Origin of the sequence: Cytobacillus firmus DS1, assembly GCF_000565285.1 — a bacterium.
Taxonomy (GTDB): domain Bacteria; phylum Bacillota; class Bacilli; order Bacillales; family Cytobacillaceae; genus Cytobacillus; species Cytobacillus firmus_A.
Map to the genome: position 1 here is coordinate 100,131 of NZ_APVL01000007.1, position 13,072 is coordinate 113,202.

Below are 13,072 nucleotides of genomic sequence, written 5' to 3' on the forward strand. Positions count from 1 at the left end.
AAGTTATAATATTATAACTTTTTTATTCCAGTTGTCAGGAAAAATATTATGTAAATTAGCTTGGAGGAAACAGGATGCCGCATTTGTTTATTAGAGGAATTTCAGTGGATCAGACAAAGGAAATCAGTACCCAGCTGGTGAAAGACCTGGCTCGGCTATGTGAATGCGGAGAAGATAACTTTACATTGGAAGTTTTGCATTCAACTTTTGTGTTTGATAAAAAAGAAGTTCCAGCATATCCATTTATAGAAGTAAAGTGGTTTGACAGGGGCAAAGGAGTTCAAAATCAATTTGCCGGGATTGTTTCGAATCATGTTCGGTCGCTTGGAGTGCCGGAGGTTGAGGTGGCATTTACTGCATTTTTAGAGGCTGATTATTATTTGAATGGGAAGAGTTTTGCGGATTAAAAGGGGGGGAGTTCAACCATGAAAATAGCAGTCATAGGCTCAGGAATTGTCGGTGCAAGTGCAGCCTATTACCTCTCAAGGGAAGGTGCAGAGGCAGTCATTATTGATAAGGCACATCAGGGACAGGCAACTGCAGCAGGCGCAGGAATCATTTGCCCGTGGATTTCCAGAGCAGATCATAAAGACTGGTACACCATTGCAAAACGAGGAGCTCTTTACTATCCATCTTTAATAGCAAACCTTAAACAAGATGGTGAAGAGAATTTTGGATATGGAATGGTAGGAGCCCTGGCAGTCAGCAGCAGTTCGGATGAGCTGGATGCGATTGAACAAAGTGTCCGGCAAAAAAAGGCTGAAACCCCTGAGGTTGGGCAGATTACGAGATTAACAGCAGCGGAAGCCAGGGAACTTTATCCTCCGCTCCGTGAGAATCTGCAGGCTGTCCATGTTACGGGTGCAGCCAGATTGGATGGCAGGCTGTTAAGGGACGCCATGATAAATGGTGCAAAAAAACATGGTGCTGTATTACTTGAAGGTGAAGGTGACCTTGTACTTCATAATAATAAGGTTACAGGAGTAAAAGTGAACGGGGATGTCATTACTGCGGATGCAGTTATCGTTACTGCAGGTGCATGGGCTAAGGACTTACTTGCACCGTTGGGAATTGATCTTAAAATTGAGCCTCAGCGCGGGCAAATTGCTCATCTGGAAATGAACAGTGTGGACACTTCCAGCTGGCCTGTTGTCCTTCCGCAAAGCACTCATTACTTAGTAGCTTTCGACCATTCGAAAGTGGTGGCTGGAGCTACCAGGGAAACGGGAGCCGGGTTTGATTATAGACTAACGGCGGCAGGTGTGAAAGAAGTGCTGGATGAAGCTTTAACAGTGGCACCAGGATTAGCTGAAAGCACACTAAAAGAGGTAAGAATTGGCTTCCGTCCGGCTGGACCTGATATTTTGCCGCTGCTGGGTACGGTTCCTCCTGCAGAGGGGCTGGTAATCGCAACAGGATTAGGGGCATCAGGGCTTACGATGGGACCTTACGTGGGCACCCTGGCTGCAGATCTTGCTTTGAACAGGGAGATGGAACTGGATCTGTCACCCTATGATCCATTAAGAACAGGCTTGGAAGCAGGAATAAAGTGAACTATTCTCTAGAAAAAGCTGCCATACTAATTTATGGCAGCTGCTCCTTTCTGGAGAGTAGTGTAAAAATGGCCGGGTTCCAAGGAATCCGGCCACTGATGATTATACTAATTCGTATTCAGTTACATTCCGTTCAACTAATCTGGCACTTTCCGCTATAACCAAATCTCCGCCATTTCCATCAAATGCATTGGCAGCAATGATTTGCTCCATGGCTGCTTTTACAGAAGCAGGATCAATCGGTTCAATCGGGTTATCAACAGATAGTTTCGTTGGCTTGCCCAGTTCAGAGATGAAAGTCATTTCTAATGATTTAGCCATTTAATATTCCCTCCTTATGTTTTGGTTTTTTAATAGTTTGTTTAGCCTATAATATCGAAGCTGTCATTTCTGTTGATTTCAGCTAAAGGATAGCTGCTAAGTCCGGCGATTGCCTGTCCAACTGTGAAAAGCTGGTCTGCTGTGGCCGATTGCTTTACGCCGCTGTAGGTTTTTGATTTGTGAACCGGCTTACCCTGCTCATTAAGGCCTGTTTCAAATACCAGGCGAAGTTTGGAATCAGTGATTACTGCTTGTGCCATCTTGGGTCACCTCCTTTCACCTTTTATATACAGTTTGGAGGGCGAAAAGGACAGGGTGAATTTTAATTAAGCTGCAAAATTTTCTTCAGCTTCTCACGGGCACCGTGCCGCCAGTTTTTGACTGCAGACAATGAGAGCTGCTCTTTATCAGCAATTTCCCTGACTGATAGCCCATCACATAAAGTATATTGGAGCCATTTCATTTGGTTTTCAGATAACATTCCGCATTTTCCAAAAAGATCTTGTGTGAGCTCTGAGCTGGGGGCTGGTGAGGTATCTTCGATAAATTCCCAGAAGTCTGCCTCTGGATAGATATACCGGTCAATTTGGCTTGTTTGCCTCGTTAATTCGTTCATCATTTTTCCTTTTACCATTCCGTAAGCATAGGAAAAGAAGTTTCCTTTTTCATCGTCATGATTTTTCCACGCCTGCCAAAGTGTGATTAAACCCAGCTGCTGGAATTCCTCAGTGTTTTTATAGATGTTCAATTTATGCATGATGTCATGAATCATAGGTTCATATTGTGCTGCTATTTGTTCAAAACTCTCCATGAAAATGTCCCTTCAAGGAAAGCGCGCTCTCTGTGATTCCCGGGTAGTTCAAACATAGCCTGACAGCCAATTTTTTACGAATCGGGTAAATGTCGTATATCGGCCTTTAACTCCCTCTGGGTCCGGAGTTAAGGGGTCTAAGTCTGAAGTTAGGGGGTCTAACTCCCAGCAAAGGGGCATTTAGCTACTTTTTGTAAAAAAAATTTAGCGAAAAGGCATTGTCTTCAGCCGGAAACCCCATTTCAAGCAATTCTTCAAAGTAATTTTCTTCAAATTTCTTATTCAGAATTCCATAGAAATAAGCGATGGGCTTAGCAATGGTGCTGGTTTTCATTTTTCGGATCAGCTGCTTAAAGGAATGGATGGCTGTATCTAAAATAGTGATCGAATCTTGTTCACAATTGCTTTTATATGCTGCGAGTGATGCCATTCTCCAAAACTCTTCAATCTGCCTGGCTTCCGAAAAAAAGTACTTTACTGTGCTGATAAATGATTTTGGTACACGGTCACTTGTAAAAGTGTGATCGAGGACGGTTTCATTACGTTTAGTAATCTTTAGATTTTTATTAGTTTTAGAAAGATTGATAGTTTTATTAGGGTGGTCCAATTTATCCTTCTCAGGTGGTTCACTCTTGGGAAAACGATTAAAAACATATTAGTTACTGGATTGTGAGCCGTTTTTTCTCTCTGTTTCATGAACAGTAAAAATACCGATTTCTGCCGCTTTGGCAATCATTCTTTTAAACGTGGAGCGGGAAATGCCATTGCCGTTATATTCTTCGTGAATGGCTTTTAAAACAGTGCCAATCTTGGCATTGGATACCCCCGGGATTTTCGCAGCAAAACGAACCAGCCTTTTTAAACCAGCCAGCTCTCCCTTTGAAAACTTGTCTTTATGTACCGATAGCCATTTCTCCAAATGGGCATTAAACTCCTGAAGATCTTTAAACTGAGAAAACTGTTCAAACTGCTCGACTCTGCCTGATTTCAAATTCATAAAATTGCACCACCCTTTCACCTTCTATATACAAATCAAGAAGGGATTTGGACAGGGTGGTTTTAGGAAGGGTGTGACAGTTTTGTGAACATGGGGTTTGTTAAGAGCAGTGATCCATTTATGGAGGAGAAAAAGAAGAGGCGCCAGTAAAAATGGTAGCCATGAGAGGTTTATGAGGACGAAAAAGGGGAGGCTCAGGTAAAAACGGTCGCCATAGAAGTTCCATGACTGTAATTAGTCTCATGTAACGTATCCTATCCACTTGACCTTGATAATCATTTTCACTTAAAATGGGTTTTAACAATGATAATCATTATCAATAGAGATAATATACATAATAGATCCACTATGAAGGAGGGAGCTAAGTCGATTGAACAATATATTTGCGGCTGGTGTGGGTATCTAGCGGATATGGAAGCTGATGAATGTAACGATGACAGCTGCCCTTGCTGCGGTTTGGATCTTATCGGAGCAGCTGAATTTGACATGTGGGAGAGTTGAAGAATGAGTGAACTTTATATCGCAATAGAGCAATTTGAACATCAAATCGATTGCTTTTGTCCAGATTCAGATCATGTGAATATACTGCACTTTCAAAAGGGAGATTTAATTGAGGTTACTCCTGACCGTAAATACACATTTTTGGGATGGTATGCGCTTGTGGTGATTAATGGACAGCAGGCATGTTACATGGCTATTGAGGATATAGAAAGATATTTCATGGGTGAATGCATATCATCACAGTTAGACATAGATTTGAAAATCAATTATCTGCAGTATAAAATTGATCAGGATCTTGAAGCGGGGGACAAAGATTCATTTGCTGAGAATAGCAGAAAGCTTAGCGAAACCTGCAGCCTGAAAAAGGAATTGGAATATTACATAGCCAAGGCAATTTAACCTGAATAAAAACATAAAGCTGGCGTGAGAGCGTTAGCTTTTTTTGGCTTTTTTTCGATTGTAGAGTCTCCAGTTACTGGTTTGCAGCAATGTCATGGGAAAATTGCTTTACTACATTATAATTGTCAGCCATATTGACACAAGTTTTAAATTGGAGATACCTCCATCACTAAATTTTGCGGCGCTTTTGATCAGCTTCAGAGAACTATAGAAGAACAGGGAGGAACAGTTGTCAGGAATCCCCTGAGAATAAAAGAAACCGGTAGTGCAGCCCTTTATTCTACGTTGGGAAAACTGCTCCTCAACATTTCAAAAAAAAACCCCTGTTGGGGAATGAAAGAGTAGCTCACTATTTTGATTTTTTCTCATTCGACTTTTCCTTTTGAAGCTTTTCTTTTTCCAGACGCTCTGCATCCTTCTTAAACGCCTCCATCGCTTTGTAAAAAAGGAGAGTCATCGCTATTTCTCACCTCCTTATCCAGTTTACTTCGTTAAGTTCTTACATTTTCCTTTTGAATTTCATTAATTGTTAACATTTGGAAGGAATTCACGCATTTTAAGAGAATTCATTTTTAAGGTAAGATGCTTGAGTATTTTTAAAAGAATTAAAGAATATTATTGCAATTTGTTTTCCACTATTGGTATGATAATTCTCCGCGCAAATTTCTTACATAAGAAAAGTATTTCAAAAGGAGCTGATTGTGTGAAGCAGGAATTCATCGAAATTTTCAATGCAAGAGTAAACAACCTGAAGAATATTAATCTGCAGATTCCAAAAGGAAAGATTACGATCTTTACAGGCGTCTCCGGTTCAGGCAAATCATCCATCGTGTTTGATACGATTGCCCAGGAGGCAGGCCGGCAGTTAAATGAGACGTACAGCAGTTTTCAGCGGCTGTTTCTTCCGAAGTATAGCCGTCCGGAAGCAGATGAAATCAACAATCTATCTACAGCCGTTGTAGTCGATCAAAAACGGCTCGGCGGAAATGCCCGATCTACACTTGGAACTGCTACAGATATTAATCCTCTTCTTCGCCTGTTATTCTCCCGATTTGCAGATCCTCATATAGGGTACAGCAACGCATATTCGTTTAATGATCCCAGCGGCATGTGCCCGAAATGTGAAGGGATTGGAAGAATTATTACACTGAACCTTGATGCTGCTCTTGATAAGGAAAAAAGCTTAAATGAAGGTGCTATTCTGCTTCCGGGTTTTGGACCTGGAACATGGCAATGGAAAGCGTATGCGGAATCCGGATTCTTCGATAATGATAAGAAAATTAATGATTATACTGAAGAGGAGTTTAATAAGCTCGTCAATGCAGAACCGCAAAAAGTAACAGTCAGTTATATGAATAATGATATGAATGCAACCTATGAGGGCCTGGCAGTCAAATTTATGAGGCAGCATGTGAAGAGGGACAAAGAGACTTCAAAAACTGGCGAGAAGCTCCTGAAGAACTTCAGCACCATGACGAAATGTCCTTCCTGCGGAGGAAAACGGTACAATGAAAAGGTGCTTTCATCCACAATCAAAGGCTATACCATCTATGACCTGACATCCATGCAATTGGACCAGCTAATCAAAACTCTTCCACAGATTACTTCACCTGAAGCTAAGCCAATTCTTGACGGGATCATGGAACGGTTGAGAAATCTTTGTGATATTGGACTTGGCTATATGGATCTGACAAGGGAAACGCCAACTCTATCGGGCGGTGAATCCCAAAGGGTGAAAATGGTCAAATATTTATCCAGTAACTTAACAGGCTTGATGTACATATTTGATGAACCCAGCACCGGCCTGCATCCGAGGGATGTCTACCGGTTAAATGAATTGCTGGTTCGGCTGCGTGACAGAGGCAATACCGTTTTAGTTGTGGAGCATGATTCTGATGTCATTCAAATAGCTGACCATATCGTTGATGTGGGGCCGCGTGCGGGAACAAATGGGGGAGAGATCATGTATACCGGCAGTTATCAGGGTTTCTTATCTTCTGATACATTGACTGCCAATTATTTGAACCGCAGTGCAGAAATCAACGCCAATCCGAGACCGGTTTCCGAGTTTATGGAAAGCAGGAAAAGCACTCTTCACAATTTGAAGAATGTTAGTCTTTCAGTTCCTAAAGGGGTTTTTACGGTTATTACAGGAGTAGCGGGTTCCGGGAAAAGCACTCTTGTGAATGAAGTGTTTGCTAAAGATTTTCCGGAGGCCATCCGGATTGACCAAAGCCCGGTTCATGCCAACATACGGTCCAATCCGGCAACTTTTACGGGTATTATGAATTCGATCCGCAAGTCATTCTCAGATGCCAATGGAGTGGAGAGCGGATTATTCAGCTATAATTCGACCGGGGGATGTCCGACATGCGGAGGCACCGGGACGGTTGAGATCAATTTATCTTTTATGGATACAATGGAAGTCGAATGCAGTGAATGTCATGGAAGCCGTTTTAGGCAAGACGTGCTTCAATACTTATATAAGGGCAAAAATATTGTTGAAATCACGGAGATGTCTATAGCGGACGCTGTGGAGTATTTTGATGCAAAAGACATTCAGAAAAAGCTCAAAGCCCTGGAGACTGTCGGTCTTGGCTATTTGTCATTGGGACAGCCGCTGACCACCTTGTCAGGAGGCGAATGTCAAAGACTTAAGCTTGCAAAGGAACTGAATACGAAAGGAAACATTTATATACTTGATGAACCAACGACGGGATTGCATATGTCGGATGTCGCCAATATTCTGGACATCATTCATAAATTGGTGGAAAAGGGCAATACCGTTATAGTCATAGAACATAATCTGGATGTCATCCGGAAAAGTGATTGGATCGTGGATTTAGGTCCGGATGGAGGCGCTGGAGGCGGAGAAATCCTGTATGAAGGACCGCCGGCAGGAATATTGGAATGTGAGCGTTCAGTTACTGCACAGCACCTGTAAATGAATGAAGATCAAATGGCCATGGAATTTTTCAATGGCCATTTTCTTTATCGGTTAAATGGAGGTGATTACTATGGATGAACTAATAAAAGAACTAAAAGCGGAAGGTGTTCACAGTATAAAAGGTGATTCGGAGATAATATTGGAAATCTTTCAGGAGGAACAAATAAGTCCCAATAAAGCAGATTATTTAATAAATAGGCTTCTTACCCTGGATGAAAGCAGAATTGAAAAAGTGAAGCTTCAGTGCTCTCAAGGAATCCTGGATAAATTAATGCTCACCCGAGGAAAAATGAAAGTGATTGGTGAGAGAGTTATTTTTAAAAAGTCGTTTGCAGAATATGAAAATGAAAAAGTCCATCCTTATGAAGTTTGGCCGCTTCTTAACAAAAGTTCCATTGCTTTTTTATCTGAAGTTATGAATTTTAGTAATGAGCAAACTGCAAACTTTTTAAAGAGCATTGAGGCAGAACTCCCAGAACAGGCTGATAAAATGTTTACCGTTTATACTGTTAATTCTGAACCGGCTGGAGCCGTTTTTCCTCATTTGGAACCTGACCGTGACCGGGAAGGAAGGATGTTTTGGATCGGCATCCACCCTGATTTTAAGGGTAAAGGGTATGGTAAGAACCTGCATTTAATAGGGCTTCATAGGTTGCAGTATGATTTTAAAGCTGAAAAATATCTTGGGGCAACCCGCGCTGATAATGCTGCAATGAGAAAAATAATGGAAGCGAATGGATGTACACAGGATAGCAATTCTGTTATTTCCTTAGTGTATACTTTTTCGGGATAATCAAGAATGATTTATGAAAACAGGATCCTTCCCGGCACAAGTCAAGGTGTTAAAAATAGAGAAGTTGTAAATAGAAAGAACGTTTTTGAGGGGGTTTTTCAAAATGGAACAATACACGGGCTTTTTCATTACACTGCTGCTTATCATTATCATTGTCGTTTCCAGCAAGTATATTGTCTGGTGGGTAAAATGTGTCATTGTAGCTTACTATATTGTGGTTTCCTATTATTTTATTACGGTAAAAAACAGGATTGATAAGGAATTCGAAGGAATATCCCCAGTGCCTGATGCTTATTGGGACCAGAACTCAGGATGGGTTGACACAATCACAAATTATCTGTTCCTTCCGCTTGCAGCGATCCTGGTTTTCATTTATGTTAAGTGGTTTACCAAAACACAGAGCAGGAAGGCTAAAATTCTTATTCTTATTAGTTTGATTCCATCTGCATTGCTGTTTATGTTTTTTCTGATTTTATTTTCGTTTGCTTATGGATATAGGCCATAAAAATGTTCCGAACACATCCGGGACATTCTTTTTCTTTTTCGTTAATCTGCAATAAAGGCCGATCAGGCAGTCTATTTATTCAAGTTTCCCTGCAGATCCGAGTTCAGAAAGTTCTCTGTTGCATAAGCTGAAGCTCCAAGTGCTGTGGATTAGATCGATAAATCTGCAAATGTAATATTTAGGTTTTGCTGGTTAAATCTTAAGGAACGTTTCTCGGCAACTTCCATAATCGAATCCAGTAATTCTTTATCCTATGAAGAACAAATTAATCATGGTGAAGAGAATGCCCATTACACAATGGTTGTAACCCTGGCAGCAGGACATAGTTTGAGGTGGTTTAAAAATACGTTTGCAGAAAAGGAATCATTTGACTCCCTGCTGGCTGAAATAAGTGAGGTTCCGATTGGATCGACCGGTCTTTTGTTTACGCCCTATCTAGCTGGTGAGCGAACGCCACATTCAGATTCGCAGATTCTGGGAAGCTTTATCGGCATGGACTCTTCACATAATCGAAACGACTTTGTACGATTGGTCATTGAAGGAATTACCTTTTCATTAAAATCACAGGTTCCATTGGCATGGCGATTGGGATGTTTGGTGTTGCTGGAATGGCTTTTTCCATATAATTGGCATGGGTACATTAATTTTTATTATCGTTTACACATCGTCTTTCATGATGTCATGGGGGCCGATCTGCTGGGGATTGATCTCGGAAATTTACCCGAACAAAATCCGCGGACAGGCAGTTGCGGTAGCTGTAGCAGCGCAATGGGCCGCAAACTATTTTATTTCATCGACTTAACCGATGATGATGGAATTCAGCGGCGGCTTAACTTACGGCTTCTATGGACTGATGAGTGTTCTTTCAGCCATTTTTGTTTGGAAGTTCGTGCCTGAAAACGAAAGGGAAGACCCTTGAGAACATGGAGAACATATGGAAAAAAACAGCCTGATGGATTGTACTCCCAATCAGGACAAAAAAACGCTTGAATGTGTTCAATAAACACCTCAAGCGTTTTTCTTATTTTCTGCTATAAAGCTCTTAATTTTAAAAATAACTTCAGATCCAAGATACATTTCCACATCTCTAACTTTCTGCGGGATCTGTTTCTCTTCAACCCCAATTATTTGATAGAACTCCATTAAGAACTGATGATCCTAGAATAGCTTTTTGCCCATTTCTGCTCCATGTTTTGTCAGAGTAATGGTTCCATAGGGCTGAAAGTAAATGTAACCGTCCTCTTTAAGTTTTCCGGCCATTTTAGAGGCAGCCGAGGCGGTGACCTTCACTGCCTTGGCGATGCCGGAAATGGCTGCATAGCCATGTGCTTCCTGTAAGATATAAATTTCCAGAATATATCTCTTTATACGAATGGGGATCACATGTTTCACCTGCTTGCTGGAATCGTGTGATTTATTGCTTCGTCAAGCCTTCTTTAATGGTTTTTATATTCCATTCCATCATCGAGATGTACGTATCGCCGTCTTCACCCGGCTTTGCCAGAGAGTCTGTAAACACTTTTCCCATGATCGGGACATTGGTTTCATCCGATACAGCTTCCATGCTTCTTGCGTCTATGCTGGTTTCGAGGAATAGTCCTGTAATGCCTTTTTCATTAATGATATCTACAATTCTTGTAATTTGTTCTGGTGTTCCCTGGTTTTCCTGGTTGATTTCCCAGATGTATTCTGCCTGGAATCCGTAGGCTTCGCTGAAATATTTAAAAGCACCTTCACTTGTTACGAGAACCCGTTCAGATTCCGGGATTTCGTTAAATCGTGCCACAGCTTCATCATGCAGCTTTTGAAGCTTTGTAATATATTCTTCCGCGTTTTTTTCGTAAACCTCTTTGTTGTCTGGATCAGCTTTGATGAGTCCATCTCTGGCATTTTCCGCGTATTTGATCCCGTTTCGAATGTCGAGCCATGCATGGGGATCTTCTTCACTTTCTTTACCCTTTGTGGTTAAGTGCATGGCCTCAACGCCTTTGCTCATCAGGAAGACCGGCGCATCTTCACCGTCTTTTCCGGCCGTTTCCATCAGCTTGTTGAACCATGAGTTGCCGGCTTCGAGATTCAGGCCGTTATAAAATACAGCGTCTGCATCCGTTGTTTTTTGCACATCCTCAGGGAGGGGGTCATATTCGTGGGGATTGGAGCCGATGGGTGCCAGGCTATGAATCTGAACCAAATCCCCGCCTACATTTTTCACAATGTCATAAACAATCGAATACGTAGTGACAACCTGGATTTTTCCGTCATTATCAGATGAAGTGCTCTTTCCGCTGCTGCAGGCTGACAGGAATAACACAGAAAGAAGGGATGCAGCTAATAAAAGAAAGCCTTTTTTTAACATTGGGAAAACCTCCTCAGATTTTTTTATCGCAGTCTAACGGGCAGTAAGACCCCCACTTCAAGACTCAGAGGAATTAAAGGAGGATAAGCGGTGGTCAAACTGCCAATTGGTGAGATACAGTGAAACTTGCCGACGCGCAGGCAGAGGCTTAGTTGAACCAATCGGGTTCGTAGTGTCGATTGATCGAAGCGCTAGCGGAGATCTTAGCGACACTAGAACGCGACTAACAATCAGTGGGGGATAAGGATAACCCCACTGATTGAAGTTTCACTTTATCACACTAATGAAGCTCTCTTTTTCTTTACTTTCAGCGTTTTCCATATCAGCCCATGCTTAGGGGAGAATAAGAAAACGAGAATGAAAATAGCGGTGGATGAAATGACGATCGTTGCTCCTGAAGCTAAGTTGTAGGTGAAGCTGAAGTAAAGTCCAACGATGGATGAAATCACCCCAATGCCAGAGGCAAGGAAAATCATCATCCACAGCCGCTCGGTTAAGAGATAAGCTGCCGCTGCAGGGGTGATCAGCATGGCCACCACGAGCACAATTCCTACTGTCTGGAGGGATGCAACGGTTACCATCGTCAAGAGAGTCATTAGGAAATAATGAATGAAACGAACTGGCAGTCCGTAAGCTGCTCCCATGGTCGGATCAAAAGAGGTGACCAATAATTCTTTGTAAAAGAGGTATACAGCCGCTAATACAATCAGGCTGATGCCCAATGTGATCCACATATCGGATGATCTTACTGCAAGAACATTTCCAAATAGAATATGGTACAAATCAGTACTGCTTTTTAGCATCGTAATAATAATGATTCCTGAAGCAAATGCAGCTGTAAACATAATGCCAATTGAGGTATCATGCTTAATCCGGCTGTTTTGCGATACAAAGCCGATAGCAATCGCCGTGATTACACCGCTGATCACGGCCCCAAAGAAGAAATTAACACCCAGCATATACGAAATGGCGATACCGGGAAGTACTGCATGTGAAATGGCATCTCCCATAAGAGCCATTCCTCTCAGGATGATAAAGCACCCAATGACTCCGCAGATAATTCCTACCATAACCGAGGTTAATAACGCTTTTTGCAGAAAACCATATTGCATGACCGCTTCAATAAAAGCCATTATAATGACACCCCAATCTCATTCATAAAAGCAAATTGCCCCTGGTAGGCTTTGGAGATTACTTCCGGTTTAAACACTTCTTCAACAGTTCCGAAGCTGATCAATTCCTTATTTAACAGGATTAACTGATTGAAATAATCGTTGGCCTTACTTAAGTCATGATGTACGACAATCACCGTTTTTCCCTGTCTGCACAGCTCCTTCAGAATGTTCACAATCGTTTCCTCACTCGATACATCAACCCCGACAAACGGTTCATCCAGGAAAAACAGATCCGCTTTCTGGGCAAGGGCTCTCGCCAGAAAAACTCTCTGCTGCTGGCCGCCTGACAGTTCACCAATCTGTCTTTTGCTGAATTCCTGCATGCCGACTCGCTGAAGGCATTCCATGGCCCATTCTTTATCCTTCTTCTTTGGACGGCGGAACAGTTTTAAATGAGGGTAGGTCCCGATAAGAACCGCATCAAGCACCGTGATTGGAAAATCCCAGTCTATGTCATTCCGCTGCGGGACATAGGCTATGCTTTTGCGCACTTCAGTGATGGGTTTTCCCAGCACCTTTACTGCACCTTTATCCTTTGGTATGAGATTCAGCATGGCTTTTAGGAAGGTTGATTTGCCTGCGCCATTCGGGCCGATAATGCCCACCAGATTCCCGGTATTCACCGATAGGCTGACCCCCGTGACCGCTTCATTTCCAAAATAGGAGACATGCAAATCCTGTATGGAGATAGCTGGATCCTTCATTTTTTATCCT

At 42.1% G+C, this 13,072-nt stretch carries 16 protein-coding genes and 2 pseudogenes; 9 read left to right on the plus strand and 9 right to left on the minus strand.

The features are described 5' to 3' along the window. The first annotated feature begins 74 nt into the window (after positions 1-74). Both PBF_RS10865 and PBF_RS10870 read left to right on the plus strand, forming a co-directional pair. Positions 75-407 carry a DUF1904 family protein gene (locus PBF_RS10865; RefSeq protein ID WP_035329772.1) on the plus strand — a complete coding sequence of 111 codons (333 nt, stop codon included), beginning with the start codon at positions 75-77 and terminating at the stop codon, positions 405-407. Between the two features lie 18 nt (positions 408-425). Next, a complete protein-coding gene (locus PBF_RS10870; RefSeq protein WP_035329773.1) occupies positions 426-1,553 on the plus strand; it encodes an NAD(P)/FAD-dependent oxidoreductase in 1,128 nt (375 codons plus the stop codon). Between the two features lie 102 nt (positions 1,554-1,655). On the opposite strand, the gene PBF_RS10875 is transcribed toward PBF_RS10870, so the two are convergent. The 5 genes from PBF_RS10875 to PBF_RS26765 all read right to left on the minus strand — a co-directional run bounded on the left by PBF_RS10875 (position 1,656) and on the right by PBF_RS26765 (position 3,682). Further along, entirely contained in the window at positions 1,656-1,874 is a 219-nt protein-coding gene (locus tag PBF_RS10875; protein WP_035329774.1) for a DUF2922 domain-containing protein, read from the minus strand. A gap of 41 nt (positions 1,875-1,915) precedes the next feature. Beyond that, the gene (locus PBF_RS10880) at positions 1,916-2,134 is read right to left on the minus strand and encodes a DUF1659 domain-containing protein (RefSeq protein WP_035329775.1); all 219 of its coding nucleotides are present in this window, start codon (positions 2,132-2,134) and stop codon (positions 1,916-1,918) included. A gap of 62 nt (positions 2,135-2,196) precedes the next feature. Continuing rightward, the gene (locus tag PBF_RS10885; RefSeq protein ID WP_035329776.1) at positions 2,197-2,685 is read right to left on the minus strand and encodes a sigma-70 family RNA polymerase sigma factor; all 489 of its coding nucleotides are present in this window, start codon (positions 2,683-2,685) and stop codon (positions 2,197-2,199) included. A gap of 184 nt (positions 2,686-2,869) precedes the next feature. Then, a complete protein-coding gene (locus PBF_RS26760) occupies positions 2,870-3,292 on the minus strand; it encodes a hypothetical protein (protein ID WP_235192237.1) in 423 nt (140 codons plus the stop codon). 48 nt (positions 3,293-3,340) lie between these two features. Beyond that, complete coding sequence (locus tag PBF_RS26765; RefSeq protein ID WP_235192238.1) at positions 3,341-3,682, minus strand: hypothetical protein; 342 nt, start codon at positions 3,680-3,682, stop codon at positions 3,341-3,343. A 303-nt stretch (positions 3,683-3,985) separates the two neighbouring features. Here PBF_RS26765 and PBF_RS10895 point away from each other — a divergent pair, with 303 nt between their 5' ends. From PBF_RS10895 to PBF_RS25435, 7 genes and pseudogenes are all read left to right on the plus strand, one after another. Continuing rightward, positions 3,986-4,183 carry a hypothetical protein gene (locus tag PBF_RS10895; RefSeq protein WP_035329777.1) on the plus strand — a complete coding sequence of 66 codons (198 nt, stop codon included), beginning with the start codon at positions 3,986-3,988 and terminating at the stop codon, positions 4,181-4,183. Positions 4,184-4,186: 3 nt separating this feature from the next. Then, a complete protein-coding gene (locus PBF_RS10900; RefSeq protein ID WP_035329778.1) occupies positions 4,187-4,582 on the plus strand; it encodes a hypothetical protein in 396 nt (131 codons plus the stop codon). Positions 4,583-5,285: 703 nt separating this feature from the next. Beyond that, entirely contained in the window at positions 5,286-7,526 is a 2,241-nt protein-coding gene (locus PBF_RS10905; protein ID WP_035329779.1) for an ATP-binding cassette domain-containing protein, read from the plus strand. Positions 7,527-7,599: 73 nt separating this feature from the next. After that, complete coding sequence (locus tag PBF_RS10910) at positions 7,600-8,322, plus strand: GNAT family N-acetyltransferase (protein ID WP_035329780.1); 723 nt, start codon at positions 7,600-7,602, stop codon at positions 8,320-8,322. 103 nt (positions 8,323-8,425) lie between these two features. After that, positions 8,426-8,827, plus strand: coding sequence for a hypothetical protein (locus PBF_RS10915; protein WP_035329781.1), 402 nt, complete (start codon positions 8,426-8,428; stop codon positions 8,825-8,827). Positions 8,828-9,049: 222 nt separating this feature from the next. Next, positions 9,050-9,403 (plus strand): annotated as a pseudogene (locus PBF_RS25430) (FGGY-family carbohydrate kinase); the annotation flags it as partial. After that, positions 9,388-9,780 (plus strand): annotated as a pseudogene (locus PBF_RS25435) (MFS transporter); the annotation flags it as partial. The pseudogenes PBF_RS25430 and PBF_RS25435, both read left to right, overlap by 16 nt. 205 nt (positions 9,781-9,985) lie before the next feature. On the opposite strand, the gene PBF_RS26770 reads toward PBF_RS25435, so the two are convergent. From PBF_RS26770 to PBF_RS10940, 4 genes are all read right to left on the minus strand, one after another. Further along, the gene (locus PBF_RS26770; protein ID WP_235192239.1) at positions 9,986-10,210 is read right to left on the minus strand and encodes a metal-dependent transcriptional regulator; all 225 of its coding nucleotides are present in this window, start codon (positions 10,208-10,210) and stop codon (positions 9,986-9,988) included. A 31-nt stretch (positions 10,211-10,241) separates the two neighbouring features. After that, on the minus strand, positions 10,242-11,183 hold the full coding sequence (locus PBF_RS10930; RefSeq protein WP_035329784.1) for a metal ABC transporter substrate-binding protein: 942 nt from the start codon (positions 11,181-11,183) through the stop codon (positions 10,242-10,244). Between the two features lie 275 nt (positions 11,184-11,458). Beyond that, entirely contained in the window at positions 11,459-12,316 is an 858-nt protein-coding gene (locus PBF_RS10935) for a metal ABC transporter permease (protein ID WP_035329787.1), read from the minus strand. Next, entirely contained in the window at positions 12,316-13,062 is a 747-nt protein-coding gene (locus PBF_RS10940; protein ID WP_035329789.1) for a metal ABC transporter ATP-binding protein, read from the minus strand. The genes PBF_RS10935 and PBF_RS10940 overlap by 1 nt, the downstream gene beginning before the upstream one ends. Positions 13,063-13,072 lie beyond the last annotated feature (10 nt).

Bases quoted from the DNA above. Each gene is read 5' to 3' on its own strand.
- PBF_RS10940 (WP_035329789.1), bottom strand. From the start codon at position 13,062: ATGAAGGATCCAGCTATCTCCATACAGGATTTGCATGTCTCCTATTTT.
- PBF_RS26765 (WP_235192238.1), bottom strand. From the start codon at position 3,682: ATGAATTTGAAATCAGGCAGAGTCGAGCAGTTTGAACAGTTTTCTCAG.
- PBF_RS10935 (WP_035329787.1), bottom strand. From the start codon at position 12,316: ATGGCTTTTATTGAAGCGGTCATGCAATATGGTTTTCTGCAAAAAGCG.
- PBF_RS10885 (WP_035329776.1), bottom strand. From the start codon at position 2,685: ATGGAGAGTTTTGAACAAATAGCAGCACAATATGAACCTATGATTCAT.
- PBF_RS10870 (WP_035329773.1), top strand. From the start codon at position 426: ATGAAAATAGCAGTCATAGGCTCAGGAATTGTCGGTGCAAGTGCAGCC.
- PBF_RS10910 (WP_035329780.1), top strand. From the start codon at position 7,600: ATGGATGAACTAATAAAAGAACTAAAAGCGGAAGGTGTTCACAGTATA.
- PBF_RS10930 (WP_035329784.1), bottom strand. From the start codon at position 11,183: ATGTTAAAAAAAGGCTTTCTTTTATTAGCTGCATCCCTTCTTTCTGTG.
- PBF_RS10880 (WP_035329775.1), bottom strand. From the start codon at position 2,134: ATGGCACAAGCAGTAATCACTGATTCCAAACTTCGCCTGGTATTTGAA.
- PBF_RS10900 (WP_035329778.1), top strand. From the start codon at position 4,187: ATGAGTGAACTTTATATCGCAATAGAGCAATTTGAACATCAAATCGAT.
- PBF_RS10865 (WP_035329772.1), top strand. From the start codon at position 75: ATGCCGCATTTGTTTATTAGAGGAATTTCAGTGGATCAGACAAAGGAA.
- PBF_RS10915 (WP_035329781.1), top strand. From the start codon at position 8,426: ATGGAACAATACACGGGCTTTTTCATTACACTGCTGCTTATCATTATC.
- PBF_RS10875 (WP_035329774.1), bottom strand. From the start codon at position 1,874: ATGGCTAAATCATTAGAAATGACTTTCATCTCTGAACTGGGCAAGCCA.
- PBF_RS10895 (WP_035329777.1), top strand. From the start codon at position 3,986: ATGATAATCATTATCAATAGAGATAATATACATAATAGATCCACTATG.